This is a genomic window from Caballeronia sp. LZ065 (genome assembly GCF_031450975.1).
Taxonomy (GTDB): domain Bacteria; phylum Pseudomonadota; class Gammaproteobacteria; order Burkholderiales; family Burkholderiaceae; genus Caballeronia.
Genome location: NZ_JARUXV010000002.1, coordinates 36,546 through 54,423, shown reverse-complemented (window position 1 = coordinate 54,423; position 17,878 = coordinate 36,546). Strand labels below are relative to the sequence as shown.

At 63.8% G+C, this 17,878-nt stretch carries 16 protein-coding genes; 6 read left to right on the top strand and 10 right to left on the bottom strand.

Going from position 1 to position 17,878, the window contains the following annotated elements; translation table 11 throughout:
* Positions 1 to 6: 6 nt before the first annotated feature.
* Entirely contained in the window at positions 7 to 1,320 is a 1,314-nt protein-coding gene (locus tag QCE63_RS14360; RefSeq protein ID WP_309833888.1) for an MFS transporter, read from the top strand.
* 131 nt (positions 1,321 to 1,451) lie between these two features.
* Positions 1,452 to 2,969, top strand: a complete 1,518-nt coding sequence (locus QCE63_RS14355) for a PLP-dependent aminotransferase family protein (protein ID WP_309833887.1) — start codon at positions 1,452 to 1,454, stop codon at positions 2,967 to 2,969.
* A gap of 13 nt (positions 2,970 to 2,982) precedes the next feature.
* Here QCE63_RS14355 and QCE63_RS14350 read toward each other — a convergent pair whose 3' ends face one another.
* Together QCE63_RS14350 and QCE63_RS14345 are read right to left on the bottom strand one after the other, a co-directional pair.
* Positions 2,983 to 3,516, bottom strand: a complete 534-nt coding sequence (locus QCE63_RS14350; RefSeq protein WP_309833884.1) for a cytochrome b — start codon at positions 3,514 to 3,516, stop codon at positions 2,983 to 2,985.
* The gene (locus QCE63_RS14345) at positions 3,513 to 4,574 is read right to left on the bottom strand and encodes a catalase family peroxidase (RefSeq protein WP_309833883.1); all 1,062 of its coding nucleotides are present in this window, start codon (positions 4,572 to 4,574) and stop codon (positions 3,513 to 3,515) included. The genes QCE63_RS14350 and QCE63_RS14345 overlap by 4 nt, the downstream gene beginning before the upstream one ends.
* Before the next feature lie 126 nt (positions 4,575 to 4,700).
* Between QCE63_RS14345 and QCE63_RS14340 the strand changes: the two genes are divergently transcribed.
* Both QCE63_RS14340 and QCE63_RS14335 read left to right on the top strand, forming a co-directional pair.
* A complete protein-coding gene (locus QCE63_RS14340; protein ID WP_309833882.1) occupies positions 4,701 to 5,459 on the top strand; it encodes a class I SAM-dependent methyltransferase in 759 nt (252 codons plus the stop codon).
* A 155-nt stretch (positions 5,460 to 5,614) separates the two neighbouring features.
* On the top strand, positions 5,615 to 6,868 hold the full coding sequence (locus QCE63_RS14335; protein ID WP_309833881.1) for a cation:proton antiporter: 1,254 nt from the start codon (positions 5,615 to 5,617) through the stop codon (positions 6,866 to 6,868).
* Here QCE63_RS14335 and QCE63_RS14330 read toward each other — a convergent pair.
* From QCE63_RS14330 to QCE63_RS14295, 8 genes are all read right to left on the bottom strand, one after another.
* Positions 6,865 to 7,782: a LysR family transcriptional regulator gene (locus tag QCE63_RS14330; protein WP_309833878.1), complete on the bottom strand. Its 918-nt coding sequence runs from the start codon at positions 7,780 to 7,782 to the stop codon at positions 6,865 to 6,867. The genes QCE63_RS14335 and QCE63_RS14330 overlap by 4 nt on opposite strands.
* A 36-nt stretch (positions 7,783 to 7,818) precedes the next feature.
* The gene (locus QCE63_RS14325; protein ID WP_309833877.1) at positions 7,819 to 9,153 is read right to left on the bottom strand and encodes an MFS transporter; all 1,335 of its coding nucleotides are present in this window, start codon (positions 9,151 to 9,153) and stop codon (positions 7,819 to 7,821) included.
* An 84-nt stretch (positions 9,154 to 9,237) separates the two neighbouring features.
* The gene (locus tag QCE63_RS14320; RefSeq protein WP_309833876.1) at positions 9,238 to 9,924 is read right to left on the bottom strand and encodes an isochorismatase family protein; all 687 of its coding nucleotides are present in this window, start codon (positions 9,922 to 9,924) and stop codon (positions 9,238 to 9,240) included.
* Positions 9,925 to 10,062: 138 nt separating this feature from the next.
* A complete protein-coding gene (locus tag QCE63_RS14315) occupies positions 10,063 to 11,343 on the bottom strand; it encodes a four-carbon acid sugar kinase family protein (protein WP_309833874.1) in 1,281 nt (426 codons plus the stop codon).
* Positions 11,340 to 12,614: a ribulose-bisphosphate carboxylase large subunit family protein gene (locus tag QCE63_RS14310; protein WP_309833872.1), complete on the bottom strand. Its 1,275-nt coding sequence runs from the start codon at positions 12,612 to 12,614 to the stop codon at positions 11,340 to 11,342. The genes QCE63_RS14315 and QCE63_RS14310 overlap by 4 nt, the downstream gene beginning before the upstream one ends.
* Positions 12,611 to 13,150 (bottom strand): VOC family protein, encoded by a 540-nt coding sequence (locus tag QCE63_RS14305; RefSeq protein ID WP_309833870.1) that lies wholly within the window; start codon positions 13,148 to 13,150, stop codon positions 12,611 to 12,613. The genes QCE63_RS14310 and QCE63_RS14305 overlap by 4 nt, the downstream gene beginning before the upstream one ends.
* Before the next feature lie 106 nt (positions 13,151 to 13,256).
* Positions 13,257 to 15,134 (bottom strand): TRAP transporter large permease subunit, encoded by a 1,878-nt coding sequence (locus tag QCE63_RS14300; protein WP_309833869.1) that lies wholly within the window; start codon positions 15,132 to 15,134, stop codon positions 13,257 to 13,259.
* Positions 15,135 to 15,174: 40 nt separating this feature from the next.
* Positions 15,175 to 16,185 carry a TRAP transporter substrate-binding protein gene (locus tag QCE63_RS14295; protein WP_309833868.1) on the bottom strand — a complete coding sequence of 337 codons (1,011 nt, stop codon included), beginning with the start codon at positions 16,183 to 16,185 and terminating at the stop codon, positions 15,175 to 15,177.
* A 203-nt stretch (positions 16,186 to 16,388) separates the two neighbouring features.
* Here QCE63_RS14295 and QCE63_RS14290 point away from each other — a divergent pair, with 203 nt between their 5' ends.
* Positions 16,389 to 17,438, top strand: a complete 1,050-nt coding sequence (locus QCE63_RS14290) for a LacI family DNA-binding transcriptional regulator (RefSeq protein ID WP_309833866.1) — start codon at positions 16,389 to 16,391, stop codon at positions 17,436 to 17,438.
* A gap of 34 nt (positions 17,439 to 17,472) precedes the next feature.
* On the top strand, positions 17,473 to 17,814 hold the full coding sequence (locus QCE63_RS14285; protein ID WP_309835458.1) for a YciI family protein: 342 nt from the start codon (positions 17,473 to 17,475) through the stop codon (positions 17,812 to 17,814).
* Positions 17,815 to 17,878 lie beyond the last annotated feature (64 nt).

Genomic DNA, 17,878 nt, shown 5'->3' with positions numbered 1-17,878 from the left:
ACAACCATGAATGCACTGCCCCGAACCGATGGCAAGCAGATGAGGAAAGTCGTCGTCGCCAGTCTCATTGGCGCGACGATCGAGTGGTACGACTTCTTTCTATACGGTGTCGTCGCCGGCATCGTTTTCAACAAGCTGTACTTCCCGACCGGCGATCCGCTCATCTCGACGATGCTGGCCTATGGCACCTTCGCGGTCGGCTTCCTGAGCCGTCCGCTGGGTGGCGTGATCTTCGGGCATTTCGGCGACCGCATCGGCAGAAAGAGCATGCTGGTGATGACGCTGACGATCATGGGCGTCGCGACCGTGCTGATCGGCATGGTGCCCACCTACGCGCAGATCGGCATCTGGGCGCCCACGTTGCTGCTGCTCCTGCGCGTGCTGCAAGGCATCGGGCTCGGCGGCGAATGGGGCGGCGCGGTGCTGATGGCCTTCGAGTATGCCCCCGAGAACAAGCGCGGCTTCTATGCGAGCATTCCGCAGATCGGTCTCGCGCTCGGCCTGTGCATTTCATCCGGTGTGGTCGCGCTGCTCTCGCTCACGCTCACCGATGCGCAGTTCCTCGCATGGGGCTGGCGTCTTGCGTTCTTCCTGTCGTTCGCGCTCGTTTTGATCGGCATGTATATCCGCCTGAACGTGATGGAAACGCCGGAGTTCGCGCGCATCCAGAAGACCGGTGGCGAAGCGCGCATGCCGATTCTCGAAGTGCTCACGAAGTATCCGGGCAACACGCTTGCCGGCATGGGCGCGCGTTTCATCGACGGCGTGTTCTTCAACGTGTTCGGCGTCTTCTCGATCTCGTATCTCACCGGCACGCTGCATCTTCAACGCACGGACGCCCTGCTCGGCGTGATGGTCGCCGCCTTCGTGATGATCTTCACGATACCGCTGTTCGGACGGCTTTCGGACCGCGTGGGCCGCGCGCGCATCTACTTCTGGGGCTCGCTCGCCACCGGCCTGTCCGCGTTCCTCGGCTTCTGGCTGATGAAGAACAGCGGCGGCAACGTAATGATCGCGTGGCTGGCCGTGGTGATTCCGTTGGGCGTCGTGTATGCATCCATCTACGGCCCCGAAGCCGCGCTCTTCTCGGAACTATTCGACGCCAACGTGCGCTACTCCGGCATCTCCTTCGTCTATCAGTTCTCGGGCATCTTCGCGAGCGGCATCAGCCCGATCATCGCGACATGGCTTCTGCAACGCAATGGCGGCGACCCGTGGATGATCGCGTGCTATTGCCTCGCCGCGGGTATCGTCAGCGCGTTGTCGGCCGCGTGGGTCGGCATGCGGCAGCGCCGTTCGCTGGCGTTCTCCGCGACCTGAACGCGCTTCATCGGGCATCTCGAACGCCGCCGCGCCGGTCTACCCGCGCGGCGGTTTTTTCCATCTGCTGGCCAAGCGTGCAAGGCGCACGTAAGATCGCTGCATCACCATGACTTCGCAGGAGACAGGCAATGCCCACCCGCCCAACCGCCACGCTTTGGGCGCAGCTCTTCGAGCGTTCACGGGTCTCGGGAATGAGCCTGCAAAACCAGATCCGCCAGATGATCGTCAATGCGATCCTGAGCGGACACATCGCGCCCGACAGCGCCTTGCCTTCGAGCCGCGAGCTGGCGGACCAACTGAATGTGTCGCGCAATACCGTTGTGCTCGCTTATCAGCAGTTGATCGAGGAAGGCTATCTCGTCTCGCGCGAACGCAGCGGACACTTCGTCAATCCCGCGACGGAAGAACTGCAACGCGGCTTCACCGCCACAGGCACGCGCGCCACTCCGGCCCTGCAAACCGAGCACGGTCATCCGGACTGGAGCGCGCGCATCCGGCATGCGCCTTCCAATCAACGCAACATCGTCAAGCCGTCGAACTGGCAGAGCTACGAATATCCCTTCATTTACGGGCAATTCGATACCGAGCTCTTCCCCACCAGCGACTGGCGCGAGAGCTGCATGCATGGCCTCTCGGTGCTGGAGATACGCAACTGGGCGCCGGATCTCATCGAGCGCGACGATGAAACGCTCGTCGAGCAGATCCGCACGCGTGTGCTGCCGAGGCGCGGCGTCTTCGCGATGCCGGATGAGATCGTCGTGACCAACGGCTGTCAGCAGGCGCTGTATCTGATCGCCGACCTGATGTGCGGTCCGCAGACCAAGGTGGGCATGGAGAACCCCGGTTATCCGGATGCGCGCAACATCTTCCAGCATCGCAACGCGCAGATCGTGCCGCTGGCGGTGGATGACGACGGCGCCGTCATCGACGACGAAGAGTTGATGGCGTCATGCGACTATGTGTGCGTCACGCCGAGCCACCAGTGCCCCACCACCGCGACCATGCCGATCGAACGGCGGCGTGCGTTGCTGGATCTTTCGGTGCGGCATGATTTCATCATCATCGAAGACGATTACGAAAGCGAGAACACCTTTTCCGGCACGCCGCATCCGGCACTGAAGAGTCTCGATACCGCGGAACGCGTGGTGTATATCGGCTCGCTGTCGAAGACCTTTGCGCCGGGTTTGCGTCTCGGTTATATCGTCGCGCCGCGCGCCTTGATCCGCGAATTGCGCGCACTGCGCCGGCTGATGATCCGGCATCCCGCCGCCTACATTCAGCGCGCGTTCGCCACGTTCCTCGCCCTGGGTCATCACGACACCCTGCTGCGCAAGCTCGCTCCGGTGTACAAGGAGCGCGCCGAAGTGCTGATGCGCGCGCTCGCCACGCATCTGCCCGAATTGCGGGCGTCGAAGATAACGGGCGGCGCGTCGTGCTGGGTTGAAGGTCCGCCCTGGCTCGATGCCACGCGCCTCGCAAAAGACGCGCTGGCGCTGGGCGTGTTGATCGAACCGGGCAACGTGTTCTTCGCCGATCTCGCCGATGGTCAGCGTTGCTTTCGCATGGGCTTCTCGGCGATCCGCGCGGAACTGATCGAGCCCGGCGTGCGTGCGCTGGCGGAAGTGGTCAAGCAGCAGAAGCCGTGATGCGCGGCGCGGCTCACTTCCATGGCGCCATCGCGTGGAAGACGCCGTCGCGCCGCACGAGCGCATGGAACAGCGCGGCCGCCAGATGCACGACGATCAACGCAAAGAAGCACAAGGCCAGGAAGCGATGCGCGTTCCACAGCAGCGTGTGCAGTGAATTGCTATGCGGCAGCAGCGACGGAATGCGCATGCCCGCCACGACAACCGGATAGTCCGCCGCCGACAACATGCCATAGCCCAGCAGCGGCAAGGCGATCATCAGCGCATAGAACACATAGTGCGAAAGCTGGGCCGCGAGCTTCATCGGCATGGGCATGTCGGCGGGCAAGGGCGGCGCGCCGCGCATGATGCGCACCACCAGGCGGATCAGCGCGAGGATGAGTATCGCGACGCCGAGCGGCTTGTGAATGGACACAAGCGTCAGATACTCGGGCTTCACGGTGGACACCATGCCGACGCCGATGAACAGCATCGCGAGAATGCAGATCGCCATGACCCAGTGCAAGGCGCGTTGCAGCGGCGAGAACCGCTCGTTGATCGCGTTCATTGCCGGGCTCCTTCGGCGGGCGTGTGCGGATAGTCCTTGTCCTCGGCGGTGCGCCGGTTGAACGACACCGAGTACGCAGCCGAGCGCGCGGCGGGGAATGGATCGTCGGACACGCGCATGCCCGCGGGCAGCACGGTGGGATCGAAGTTGAGATCGCGGCACGCGCCGTCGGGTTCGGGTTCGATCGCTTTCACGACGAGCGTGCCCACCTCCACCGTGTGGCGATCCTCGGGCCACGCCTTGCTCGGGTCCGCAGTGGGATCGCCGGGCTTCGCAACGGTCACGACCAGAGCCCAGCGTTGCGGCGCGCTTTGCACGCGCTGGGTGATCTCGGCATCGAGGAAATTGGCGCCCTTTTCCTTGAGCTGTTCCGCGCTGATGTTCTCGACCTTGGCCGCTGGAATGAAGGACCAGCGCACGACCTGATCCTGGCCATCCGCATTCGAGAACACGAAGCTGTTGAGGCTGTTGAAGCGTTCCTCCGCATACGAGGGCGTCCAGGGCGCGGAACCCGCCCACGCGCCGAACGCCGCGATCTCGGGATGCGCGGCGGAGAACTTCTGCATCGATTGAGGATCGTTTTTGTTCGCAAGTGCAAGTTGCAGCGCGTAGAAGGCTTGCGGCGTGGCGACCGGAAACACGGGTGCATCGATCATCGCGGAACGCCATTCGCTGCCGTCCGGCGTGACGATGCGCAAGCCGAGACCGCGCACGCGCGCCATTGCATCGGAGGCTTTCGGGTCGGGCGTCGCGAGATTGAAGCGGCCGGTAACGGCGTAGGTGCCCGGCGCGAACATCTTCGCTTTGGAGAGCGTCGCGCCCGAGCCGTTGGATTCGAAGTCGCCGGTGAAACAGATGCCTTTCGCGTGGTTGCGCCTGAAGCCGGGCACCGCGCCGCCGGGAGGCGCAAGGCTGCCGACGATCTTCGCGGGCGTGAGGCGTTTGGGCGAGAGCCAGCCCGCCGTGTACGCGAAGGCCGCGACCAGCACGGCCACGATGGCCGCGATGAGAATCAGCGAAGGCACTGGGGAGCGTGGGGATGCGTCTTTATCGGTCATCGAAGTCTCACGAGATCAACGATTCGGCAGCAGGGGTAATCTAGCAGCGTCAGGCAGATCGTGCCAGAGACGCTTCAAAATCGCAGAGACCCACCCTTCAAGGCGAACGGCGAACCGGACCGATGCATGTCGCAGAACATCTACGACGATGAAACGCTCTTTGCGGGCTATAGCCGCCTGCAACGCTCCATTCATGGACTGGACGGCGCGCCCGAATGGCCTGCCTTGCGCGGGCTTCTGCCCGATGTCCAGGCGCTGAAGGTGCTCGATCTTGGCTGCGGCTACGGCTGGTTTTGCCGCTGGGCCGCGGAACACGGGGCGGCGGACGTGCTGGGGGTCGATGTGTCGGAGAGAATGCTGCAACGCGCGGCCGGGTGGAAAGCGCATCCGGGAATCACTTACCGGCGCGCAGACCTGGAATCCATCGCCTTGCCCGAGCGCGCCTTCGATCTGATCTACAGTTCGCTCGCGCTTCATTACATCGAGAATCTGCGGGGCTTGCTGACGTCCGTGCATCACGCGCTGCTGCCGGGGGCGCGTTTTGTCTTTTCGATCGAGCATCCTGTATTGATGGCGCCGCGCCGGCAGCGCTTCTGCAAGGACGCTGAAGGCCGCAGCTTCTGGCCGCTCGACGGCTATCAAAACGAAGGACGCCGTGTCACGCACTGGCTCGCCGAAGGGGTCATCAAGCAGCATCGGACGATGGGCACGCTGGTCAACATGCTGATCGACAGCGGTCTTACGCTGAGCCGGATGATTGAATGGGGGCCTTCGGAAGAACAGGTTCGTTCAATGCCTGCGCTCGCGGAGGAAGTCGAGCGGCCCATGTTCCTGATGATCTCCGCTCAGAAGTCAGCGTTATGCCGCGCCGATTGTTATGAATAAATATTTCGCGATCAACCGGAAATTATTGCTCTATTGGTAATAGCATTCGGTAATTCACTCCTCGTGCTCGATCCCTCGCGGCCAGCCGAACATTGACAGACTGTCCGCGGCACCATCAGACTTCGGTCGTTCAATCACCACCACCTGATCCATCAATGCCGATCTCCCAGCTATCCGTGTACTTCTTCGCGCAGGCCGCCGTGATCGTCGCCGCCAGCCAGTTGGTGGGACGACTCGCGGGGCGCGCCGGACAGCCGCAGGTCGTCGGCGAGATGATCGCGGGCGTGCTGCTCGGGCCTTCGCTGTTCGGGCTGCTGTTGCCGCACTGGCAGCAGGCGCTGTTTCCGAAGGCCACCATGGGCATGCTCTATGTGGCGGCACAACTCGGTGTCGGGCTCTATATGTTTCTCGTCGGCACCGGGTTTCGCGCCGATCACTTCCGCGCCCGCGCCAGGAGTGCATTGAGCGTGTCGCTTGCCGGCATCGTCGTGCCCTTCGCGCTGGCCTTCGCGCTCGCGCCCTGGCTGCTCACGATCCCCGGCCTGTTCGCCGTCAAGGCGCGTCTGTTCGAAGCCTCTTTGTTTCTGGGCGCGGCCATCGCCATCACTGCTTTCCCGATGCTCGCGCGCATCATCCATGAACGCGGACTCGCCGGCACCTCGCTTGGCACGCTGGCGCTCACCGCCGGCGCATGCGACGACGCCGCCGCATGGTGCATCCTCGCTATTGTGCTCGCAAGCTTCGGCGGCTCGTGGATGGGCGCGTATGCCGCCATTGGCGGCGGCGTCTGCTTCGCGCTGTTCATGATCTTCGCCGGCAACAAGCTGCTGCGCCGTCTCGCCGCCGGCCTCGATCCGGACGCGCCCTTGCCTTCCAGCGTGCTCGCCATCGTGCTCGTGCTGTTCTCGCTGTGTGCGTTCGCCATGGACGCCATCGGCATTCATGCTGTGTTCGGCGGCTTCCTGCTGGGTGTCGCGCTGCCGCGCGGCCCGCTGACGGAGAAACTGCGCGACATGCTCGAACCGTTCGTCGTCGTGTTCCTGCTGCCGATGTTCTTCACCTATTCAGGCCTCAACACGCGGCTCGACATGCTGATGGACCCCGCCATCATGCTTGCTGCGGTAGCCGTCCTGCTGGCCTCGTTCGGCGGCAAGGGCATGGCGTGCTGGGCGGCGGCGCGTCTGAACGGCGAGCCTTCCGGCGATGCCATGGCCATCGGCGCATTGATGAACGCGCGCGGCCTGATGGAACTCATCATCATCAACATCGGGCTGGCGGCCGGCGTGATCCTGCCGGGCCTGTTCTCCATTCTCGTGTTGATGGCCGTGCTCAGCACGCTGATGGCCACGCCGCTGTTCAACTGGATCGTGCGGCGGCAAGAAGGCATGCGCTCCGCGGTGGCGCGCTAGCGGCTTATGCGTGCGCGCGCGGCTCGCGGCGGCGTCGCGGCCGGCAGTTCGCTGACGAAGGTATCCACCGACGGGTTGCGCGTATCGGCGCGCCAGCACACGACCATGTCGATCTCCGTATCCTTGTCCGCGAGCGGCCGCACACGCAGGCCGCTGCGCTGAACATTGCGGATGCATTCGGGATAGACGCTCACGCCGGTATTCGCCGCGACCAGGCCGATGATGCCATCGCTCGTCGATGCCTCCTGCGCGATGGCAGGCGCGAAGCCCGCGCGATGACAGATGGAAAAGAAGTGGTGGCGGAAGGCCTCCCACGAATGCGGCGTGCCGAGCACGAAACGCTCATGCGCGAGATCGGCGAGCCGCAGTGTCTTCTTGCCATTCAGCGGATGCGCCGCCGGCAGCAGCGCGACCATCGGCTCCCGGCCGAACACCCGGGTCGCCACGCCGGGCGCCGCGAACGGCCCGATCATGAAGCCTACGTCGATGGTCGAATCGAGCATCGCTTCCTTCTGCAAGGTGCTCGGCATGTGGACGAGATCGATGCTGATCGATGGAAACTTCTTGCCGAACGCCTCGATGATCGCGGGCAAGGTGCCGTTGATCGCGAAGTCCATGTACGCGATCCGCAGATGTCCGATGTTGCCCGCCTCGGCGCGGCGCGCCAGCGTCACGGCCTGATCGATATGCGTGAGCGCCAGCTGGCAGTGCTCGGCGAACACGCGGCCCGCATTGGTGAGCTCGACGCGCCGCGTGGTGCGCGCAAGCAGCGCCGCGCCCACGGATTCCTCCAGCGCCTTGATGATGCGGCTCAGCGCAGGCTGGGTCATGTGCAGCCGTTCGGCGGCGACGCTGAACTGAAGCGCGTCCGCGACCGCGAGAAAGGCCCGGATGTGATGAACATCGATACGCATGCTGCGTCAGGCCTCCCTGTGCGCTGAACGAGCGCCCTATCTTACCGGTCGGCCCGCCGAACGCAGCGTAATCAGCGCGCCGATCACGAGCAAGGCCGATACAACGTACAAGCCGTTGTTGAGACTCCCCGTCATGTTCTTGACGAAACCGAGCATGCTCGGGCTCGCAAAGCCGCCGAGCAGCCCGAGGCTGTTAATGAACGCGATGGTGCCCGCCGCCGCGCGCGTGCCTGCGAGGAAGTCCGTGGCGATCGCCCAGAAGAGCGGCTGCAACGTGAAGATGCTGGCCGTCGCCACGCTGATGCAGGCCAGCGCGAGCGTGAGGTCCGCGCCCGTGCCGCTGATGGCCGACAACGCCGCCGCGCCAATCAACGCACAGCCGGCCGTGTGCCAGCGGCGCTCGCGGGTGCGATCCGAACTCCGGCTCACCAGCACCATCGTGACGGCCGCAATGCCATAGGGAATCGCCGACAACAGGCCGATCGACCAGGCATCGGCCACGCCCGCGCCGCGAATCAACGAAGGCAGCCAGAAACTGATCGCATAGACGCCGCAGATGAACGTGAACCACACGAAGGCGAGCGCATAGATGCGCGCATTCTTCAGCGCGCCGCCGAAGCCGTGCCGCTCGAACATCGACGATGTGTCGCGTTCACCGTCGAGTTGATGTTGCACGAGCGCCTTTTCGGTGTCGCTCAGCCAGCGTGCGTCGCGGGGCTTGTCATCGAGGTAGAAGAACGCTGCAATGCCGAGCAGGCACGACGGCAGGCCTTCCACCAGAAACAGCCATTGCCAGCCTTGCAGACCGTGCAGGCCGTCGAGCCGGTTCAAGGCCCAGCCCGATACCGGACCGCCGAGCACGCCCGCCATCGCGACAGCGGTCAGGAACAGCGCCATCACGCGTCCACGACGCTCGGCCGGATACCAGAAGGTCAGGTAATAGATCATGCCGGGAAAGAAGCCCGCTTCGAAGACGCCGAGCATGAAACGCATCACATAGAACGCCGTGGGCGACTTCACGAACATCATGCCGGCGGATGTCAGGCCCCACAGCAGCATGATCCGGATCAGCGTCTTGCGCGCGCCAATGCGTTCGAGTATGAGATTGCTGGGCACTTCAAACAGGAAGTATCCCGCGAAGAAGATGCCCGCGCCGAGTCCATACACCGCGTCGCTGAAACCGAGATCGGTCCGCATCTGGATCTGCGCAAAGCCGATGTTGATGCGGTCCAGATAGGCCGCCACATAGCAGATGAAAAGAAACGGAATCAGCCGCCATGTGATGCGCCGATACGTGGCGTTCACCAAGGCAGAGGAATGCGGCGCGGTATCGTCGGCCAGGACTGCGCCCGGTAAAGCACTTTCGTTCATTGCCCGTTCTCCAGTGTGAGTCGCGTCAAACCGAGCGTTCGCACGCGGACGCGGCCGGCGAAGCGGTCCGCGTCCGCGCGATGCTCAGCCCTTCACCGAATGCAGATAGTCCACGCAGCGGTCCACGGACTCGACATCCGCGAACTTCGCGTCGATGTCGAACAGATTCCATTCGACCGCGCCCGGCACGCGGTCGCCGATGCACTCGCGCACCGCGATCGTGCGGAAACCTTCGGCGAGGCCATCGCACAGCGTGGTGCGCACGCACGCCGACGCGGTGACGCCGGTGACGAGAATCGTGTCGACGCCTGCGGCACGCAGGAAGCCGGCGAGATAGGTGCCGTGAAATGAGCTTGCGCGCTTCTTAACCAGCACCTGTTCGCCTTCGATGGGCGCGATGCGCGAGTCGATGGCCCAGAGGTTTTCGTCTGCTTGCGAGACGACGTCGACGGGAATCTTGTTGTGCCACAGCCCCATGTCGGTATGCGGGTTGTTGCGGTCGGTGACCTGGTAGCACGTGGTGACGTGGATCACCGGATGACCGTTCGCGCGGCATGCAGCGAGGAGGCGCTGCACGCCCGGAATGATCTGCTCATCGATGTTTTCGCACGTGAATGGATTGCCCGGGCGGGTCCATGCGTTCGCGAGATCGACGTTGACCAGCGCGGGCTTTCTGCCGAATCCCACGCGCCGTTGAAAGCCGCGCTGTTGATAGAGCTCGGTGGCTTCCGCGAAGGCTTGCGCCAGCATCTCGTTCAATCCTGCATTCATGTCTTCAATCTCCAAAAGTTTCTCTGTGACGCGTGTGCCATGTGTGTCGGCAGAAAAACTATAGGAGCGACATTATTACTAGTCTATTTACTGTTTTGCTGGGTTTATTACCTCTTCTGATATGAATTGCAGGGCGCCTCAGCGCACGATGCCCGCGATGAAATCCTCGAAGAGTTCCGCGCCGCCCATCTGTCCGCCCTTCAACATCAGCTCGATGCCATGCGTCGCAGGGTCATCGGAATGAACGCGGCATACCGTGACGCCTGAGGCCAATATCGCCAGACACGACAGGCCCCACGGTTTCAATGCATGAACGCCGAGGCTCGACGTATCGCCGCCCGCAATGCCGATGCGCCGGGGCGCGGCGCGTTCAATCACTGCGCGCAGTAGCGCCGCGCAGGATTCGGCGAGCGGTTGACCCTCGGCGTGTTCGTGGTGCGGCGTGCGACAGGTAAAGGCCAACACGTGCATGCCCTCGTGCAGCGCTTCGACGATGCGCCCGCAACGTTCGCTTCGATACGATGCCGAGCCCATCTCGCGCGGATCCAGTTCGATGCGATGAAACGAACGCGCGGCATCGATCTGTGCTGCCGTCATCGGCGAGAGACTGCCTGCGAGAACGAACACGGACGATTGAGCCGGACCGAACGCAGCCACCGTTTCCCCGTCGCGATCTGAAGCCGAAGCAAGCGTCCACGCCTGCGCGACGCTGCTCGCGCCCACTGCCAGCAATGGTTCACGCGCCGCCCGCTCATGCATCTCCGTACCAATGCGGCGCAGATGCATGTCGTCGAGCACGTCGAAGAGCACCGGCGTGCCGGCATACCTGTTGATGGAATCTTTCAGCGCCGCATCGGGCAGCGAGTAAGCGCGCCAGTCGATTGCACCGATGCGCATGCCCAGCCGCTCGAAATGCAGGCGCAGATCCGCTTCGTGCATTGGCGTGACCGGATGACGGCTCATGGCCGGATGACGATCGATGCGATGCACCTCCGCGCCGCCCGCCGCCCCGAAGAGCGTGCTGAACGCGCAATAGCGCCCGAGATTCGGCTGCCCGCCAACGACCGGCACGAAAGGATTCGTGAAGCGCTCGCGCAGACAGGTCATCGCGACCGCGATGTTGCCGGATTCAGGCGCGCTGTCGAAGGTCGAACAGACCTTGTAGTGCATGACGCGCACGCCAAGCGCCGAGAAGATCTCGGCGACTTGCCGCAATTGCGCGCGTAGCGGCGACGGCGCAAGCGTTCGGGCCGCACCCGCGAGACCGATGGCATCCAGCGGCCCAAGCTTCGCGAGACGTTCGGGCGTCGGCGGCTCGACGAACAGCATCGCGCGCAGCCCGGCGCGATGCAGCGTGGCGAGCGTATCCGTGGCGCCGGTGAAATCGTCGCCATAGAAGCCATAGGGCGCGAAGTTCATGCGCGGCTGCCGAAGAAGGCGAGCGCCGCAGCGAGTTCCGGCGCATGCCGCGCATAGTCGTCCAGCGATATGCCCTGCCGCACCGCGTCCCATGCCTGCCGTACACTCGCCACGCCGGCCGCAACACCGCCCGGATGCCCGAGCATTCCGCCGCCCGACATGAAAAGCAGATCGTCGCTGTGCATCGCGTCGAACGTGACGGGCGCCGTGCCCGCCCATTGTCCCGATGAGAATGCGGGCAGCACGGCATCGTCGAGGCCTTGGGCCAAAGGTTGGGCACACGCGCGCGCCGAGGCGATGACTTCCGCATCGGTTTGCGCGAACTTGCCCGCGAGCCCATGCACATGCATATGATCGACGCCCGCGAGACGCCACAGCGTCTGATACGCGGCGAAGGACATGCCGAGCGCAGGATCGCGCGACATCATTCCGTAGCCATTGCGGTGCGCGTGCAGCGCGAGCGGGGTGGCGCGCCGCAAGGTCTCGATCGCAGAGAAGCCGCACCAGTTGATGCTCGCCATCACGCACGATCCGCCCTCGCGTTCGACGAGATCCGCATGACGGCGCATCGCATCGACTTCGTCGGTGATGTTGAACGCGATCATCACGTTCCTGCCGCTCTTCTCGCGGTAGGCGCGCACTTCCGCCATCACCGCGCGCACGCGTGCTTCGATCGGCGCATGCAGCGGATTGGCGCCGATCTCGTCGTCCTTGATGAAATCGACGCCCGCTTCGCACAGACTGCGCACGAGTTGCGCGGTCTCGTCCGCCGAAAGACCGACGTTCGGCTTGATGATGGTGCCGATCATCGGTCCGCTTGCCACGCCGGTCAGCTTGCGCGTGCCCGCGACGCCATGCGGCGGCTGCGGGAACTGCGTGCGGTATCCGGCCGGCACGCGCACGTCGAGCAGGCGCAGGCCCGTGGTTTCGCCGAGATCGTAGAGATTGCCGGCGACGGTCGCCGCGAGCGTCGGCAGATTCACGCCGATGTTCGCCACCGGAAACCGCAGCGTGACGTGCGCCCTTCTGTAAGGCCCGCCGATCCGCTGACGCTCCAGCCACGCACTGCGCAGCGAAGGAAGCGCAAGCGGCTCCTCTTCACGGATGCTCGCGACCACCGCGCGGCTGCGCGCGCGCAATGCGTCGCTCTCGCCCGCCACGCGCACGAAGGTGCCGCTCGACTGTTCGCCCGCCATGATGTCCGCGACCTTCGCGGGATCGAGTGGCGTCTCGACGAGGTAATCGGCCTCGATGAATTCATCCGCGTTCATAGGCTGCTCAGCGCAGGAAACGGGCGCACGGCCTGTTTGCCGTCCCAGTCGAGCGAGGCCTGACGGATCAGATCGAACAGCTTGCCCTTCGGCCCCGCGATCTCCGACAACTCGATCACCGTGCCCGGATGGGTTTCGGTATCGAAGTAGACGAAGCGGCCGTTCTCGCCCACCTTGCCGCTCATCGCCACTTCGAAGCCTTGCTGCGTGAGGCGGTCGAGATCGGCGTCGAAATCGGTGGTCCAGTAGGCATTGTGTTGCAGGCCGGTGTGACCCGCCGCGAGGAAGTCGCGATACATCGACGGTGCGTCGTTGCGTGTCTGGATCAACTCGACTTGCAGGCTGCCCGAGTTCGCGAGCGCAACCGAGTTATGCACCTCATACGACTGCCCGCGATAACGATAATCCTCGATAGGCACGCGTTCGTTATAGAACCAGGGCCCGACGCCGAGCACGCGGCTCCAGTAATCCATGGCGGCCTCGATGTCGCGCACGACGTACCCGGCCTGGCGGATCTCGCCAAAGAATCGGCTCATTGCGTTGTTTCCTTTTTGATGGTGCGGCGGTCATGGCGCGCGAACGCCCCCGCCGGCGCGCCATGCGCGCCAGCGCCGCCAATAGTTGTCAATGCAACTTGGTGCTTCAGAGAAAACCGGTGGAGATCCAGGGCACCGCAGCGATCACGATCAGCCCGATGACCAGCGCGGCCATATAGCCTGCGATCGGGCGGATGCCCTTGTCGGGATCGACCTTCGCAACCGCGCACGCCGAGTAATAGCCGACGCCGAACGGCGGCGAAAACAGGCCGACGCCCATCGAAAGGATCACGACGATCGCATAGTGAATCTCGTTGACGCCTGCCATGCGCGCGATGGGAAACAGCAGCGGGCCGAACAGCACGATGGCAGGGATGCCTTCCAGCACGCTGCCGAGCAGGATGAACACGATGATCGAGATGCCGAGGAACGCATACGCGCCGCCGGGCAGCGCGGTCATCAGTTGCGCGAGATCTTGCGAGAAGCCGGATTGCGTGAGCGCCCAGGCCATGGCCGTCGCGCAGCCAATGATGAAGATGATCGCGCCGGAGAGGGTTGCCGCTTCCACCAGCATGCGGCCGAGACGCGACCACTCGAAACGCCGGTACACGAGCAGGCCGACGATCATCGAATAGACAATGCCGATGGTGGAGACTTCCGTCGCGGTCGCGATGCCTTCCACGACCGCGGCGCGAATCACGAACGGTAACGCAAGCGCGGGCAGCGCGATCACGAAGAGCCGGCCGATCTGCTTGCGGCCAAGACGCGGAACATGGCTCACGTTCTCCTTGCGATAACGCAGCCACACGACGAAGCACAGCATCGCGGCGAGCACAGCGGCGGGCAGCAGCCCCGCCGTGAACAGCGCGGAAATGGAGAGCCCCGTCACCGAGCCGATGGTGATCAGCACGATGCTCGGCGGCACGGTCTCGGTTTGCGCGCCGGCCGTCGAGAGCAGGGCCACGAGATCGCCTTCCTTGGCGCCGCGCGCCTTCATTTCGGGGAACAGCACGGGCGCGATGGCGGCCATGTCGGCGACCTTCGAACCGGAGATGCCGGAGACGAGATACATCGTGCCGATCAGCACATACGACAGCCCGCCGCGCACGTGACCGACGAGGCTCGCGAGGAAGTGGATCATCGCGCGGGCCATGCCGGTCATCTCGATCATCAGGCCGAGGAACACGAACAGCGGCACGGCGAGCAACACGAGATGCGACATGCCTTCGTCCATGCGCCCGACGATGACTTCCAGCGGCGTGAAGGTCGTGAGGCCGAGATAGCCGAAGGTGGCCAGCGCGAACGAGAAACAGATCGGCACGCCAGAGAAGATGCCGATCGCCACGACGCCCACGAAGAACACAATCAGGTTCGCCTTGCCGATGCTCTCGAACCACGGCGCGAGCCACACGAACACACCGGCGACGACAGCGGTCATCAAGATCGCGAGAAGCACATGGCGCAAGCGAGCCACGCTGGCGAGCCGGATGAAACCGACCAGCAACATCAGCGCCGCGCCGACCGGCAAGGCCAGCGCACGCCACGCCCCGCTGATTTCGAGCGCGGGCGTGACGATCGCCATTTCCCCGGACGCGTAGCCGTATGCAGGCACGAGCACCAGACCGAGACAGCCGAGCGAGAGCACGATGGCGAGCGTATCGACGAACGCACGACGTGCCGGCGAAAGCCGGCTGACGAGCGCCGTCATGCGCATGTGCTCGCCGCGCCGCAACGCGAGCACGGCGCCAAGCATGGACAGCCACAGGAACATCATGCCGGCGAGTTCATCGGACCAGACGAGCGGCGCGTGCATCACGTAGCGGCTGATCACGCCCGCCAGCAGCACGATGATTTCAGCCGTCAGCAACAGCGCGCAAGCGCCCTCGACGAGTGCGATCAACGCGCGGTCGCAGGCGCGCAGCAGACGGCGCGCGCCAACGGGTTCGAGATGTCCTTGCGTGGAACTCAAGGCCGGGTTCGCCATAGAGATGTCTCCGAAACGGGCGGCATGATCGGGTTCGGTATCAGGCCAGCTTGCCCGTATAACCTTCGAGCAGACTCCACGCCTCGTTGCCGAACTTGCCCTTCCATTGACCGTAGAAGTTCGCCTGGCGCAAGGCGGCGCGGAACGTGTCCGGTGCGGGGCGGTTGATCGCGAGGCCCTTTGACTGAAGATCGGCCACGGCGGCGTCGTTGAGCTTGCGGACGTCTTCGCGTTGCCGGATGGCGGCCTGATTGAACGCATCCGCGACGATGCCTTGCAGATCCTTCGGCAAACGCGCCCATGCGCGCTGGTTCAGCACGAACCAGTAGCCGTCCCACATGTGATTGGTGAGCGAGCAGTACTTCTGCACTTCATAGAGCTTCGCGACCTGGACGATGGGCAGCGGGTTTTCCTGTGCATCGACGATGCGCGTCTGCAGCGACGAATACACCTCGCTGAACTGCAGGCTCGTGGGCGCGGCGCCGAGGCCCTTGAACATGTCGACGGACAGCGGGCTCACCGGCACGCGGATCTTGAGGCCGCGCATGTCGGCGGCGCTGGCGATGGGGCGCGCGCTGGAGGTCGTCTCGCGAAAGCCGTTGTCCCACATCTTGTCGAACGATTCGAGTCCGGCCTTTTGCATCGACGCCCGCACGAAGGCGCCGAGCTTGCCGTCCATTGCGCTCCACACCTGGTTGTAGTCGGCGAAGGCAAAGCCCGTGGCGTTGATGGCGGCCACGGGCACGAGCGTCGAAACGACGAGCGCCGATGGCGTGAACATTTCGATGCCGCCGCTGCGCACTTGCGCGAGCATGTCGGTGTCGCCGCCGAGCTGATTGTTCGGAAAGATGCGGATCTCCATGCGGCCCTTCGACGCTTCCTTCACCTGATCCGCCGCTTCCTTCGCGCGGATGTTCAGCGGATGGGTCATCGGCAGGTTATTGCCGTATTTGAAGACGTATTCGGCGGACGCAGCGCGCGTGATGGCGGGGAAACCCAATGCACCTGCGGCGGCTGCGCGCAGCAGCGTGCGTCGGCGTGAATCGATCATGCTCGTCTCCTTGCTTTTATTTGATGCGATTTCCGGGTCCATCAGAAACCGTCATAACACGGGTTTGTACTGATCGCCGGGCTTCGCTGTCTGGCGTTAGCTTCGCACCGTTGGTGAACGAAGACTACGGGTGAGGCGTGGTGTCGTCAAACGCATAACTTGATGGTTTCTGATGGTTTCGAGGTTTTCTTGAGGAGCTTGGATTGAGTGCGGTTACGCCGTTGTTTCCGCCACGCGCCCGCGTGGCCGACATTGCGCAGGCTGCCGGTGTGTCCAGCGCGACCGTCGATCGCGTGTTGAACGGGCGGCCCGGCGTGCGGGCGAATACGGCCGCGAGGGTGATGCAGGCCGCCGCGCGGTTGGGGTATTCGATTGAAGCCCCGGAGAGCGTCGCGACGGGTAAGCCGATGCGGATCGCGTTCCTGCTGCCTTCCGGAACGAACCGCTATCTGCGAATGCTCGGGGATTACATCGAGTTCGCGCAGAACCAGTGGACCGCGCAAGGCATGAAGTGCCGCGTGCATTATGTCGAGAGCTTCAATCCGGATGAATTGGCGGCGCGGCTGTTGCAATACGGACGCAAGGCGGATGGCATCGTGTTCATGGCGCTGGAGCATCCGGTGGTGCGCGATGCGGTCAATGCGCTCGCCGATGAGGGCGTCCCGGCTATCACCTTGATTTCGGATCTGTCGAATTCGCGCAGGCTCGCTTATGTCGGGATCGATAACCGGTCAGCCGGGCGCACCGCGGGTTTGTTGCTCGGGCGCTTTATGGGGCCGCGGCCTGCGGGAAAGATTGCGATGCTGGCCGGGAGTCTCAACTATCGGGGGCATGAAGAGAGGGAGATCGGGTTCCTGCATTTGATCGAGTCGACGTTTCCCTCGTTGCGTGTGATCGGCTTGCGGGAAGGTCATGACGATAGCGAACGCAATTACTTGCAGACGCGAAATCTGTTGCAGCAGCATCCGGATCTGGCGGGGGTTTATAACAGTGGCGGCGGGTCGGATGGGGTGGCGCGGGCGATCGTCGAAGCGAAGACCGAGCAGAAGATCTTGTTTGTCGGGCACGGGCTGACGCCGGATACCCGGGCGCTTTTGATCGATGGGACGATGGACGCGCTGATTACGCAGACGCCGCAAGCCATGGTGGGGAATTGCCTCAGGATCTTCGACAATGTGCGGCAAGCGCAGGATGCACTGGATGGGGTCAAGCCGGTGATGTTCAGTATCGTGCTGCGGGAGAATTTGCCTTGAGGGGCGGTGGTGTTCACAACTGCTGGAGTCAATGATGACGAAGTACCTTATCTCCTTCCCCGCATCGGCGATGAACATTACCGATGAAGATAGGCCGGCAGTCGGTGAAGCGGCGCGCTCGGTCATCAGGGACGCGAAAAGCGCCGGGGTGTATGTGTTTGGCGGCGGGATCAATGCGGACGTCGCTCCGCTGATGGTCGCGGCTGACGGCGCGGTCACGAACGGGACCTACCCGCAGACAAACGAGTTCGACGGCGGTTTCTGCGTGCTGGAACTGCCGTCGCGCGAAGCCGCCGTGCAATGGGCCGCGAAGATCGCCGCTGCTTGCCGCTGTTCGCAAGAGCTTCGGGAGTTTGGGTATGACAGTGAGAGTTGAAGGGCGCAGCCACCGCCCATAACGAAAGAGCCCGCCAAAAAGGCGGGCTCTCATCGAATCAACA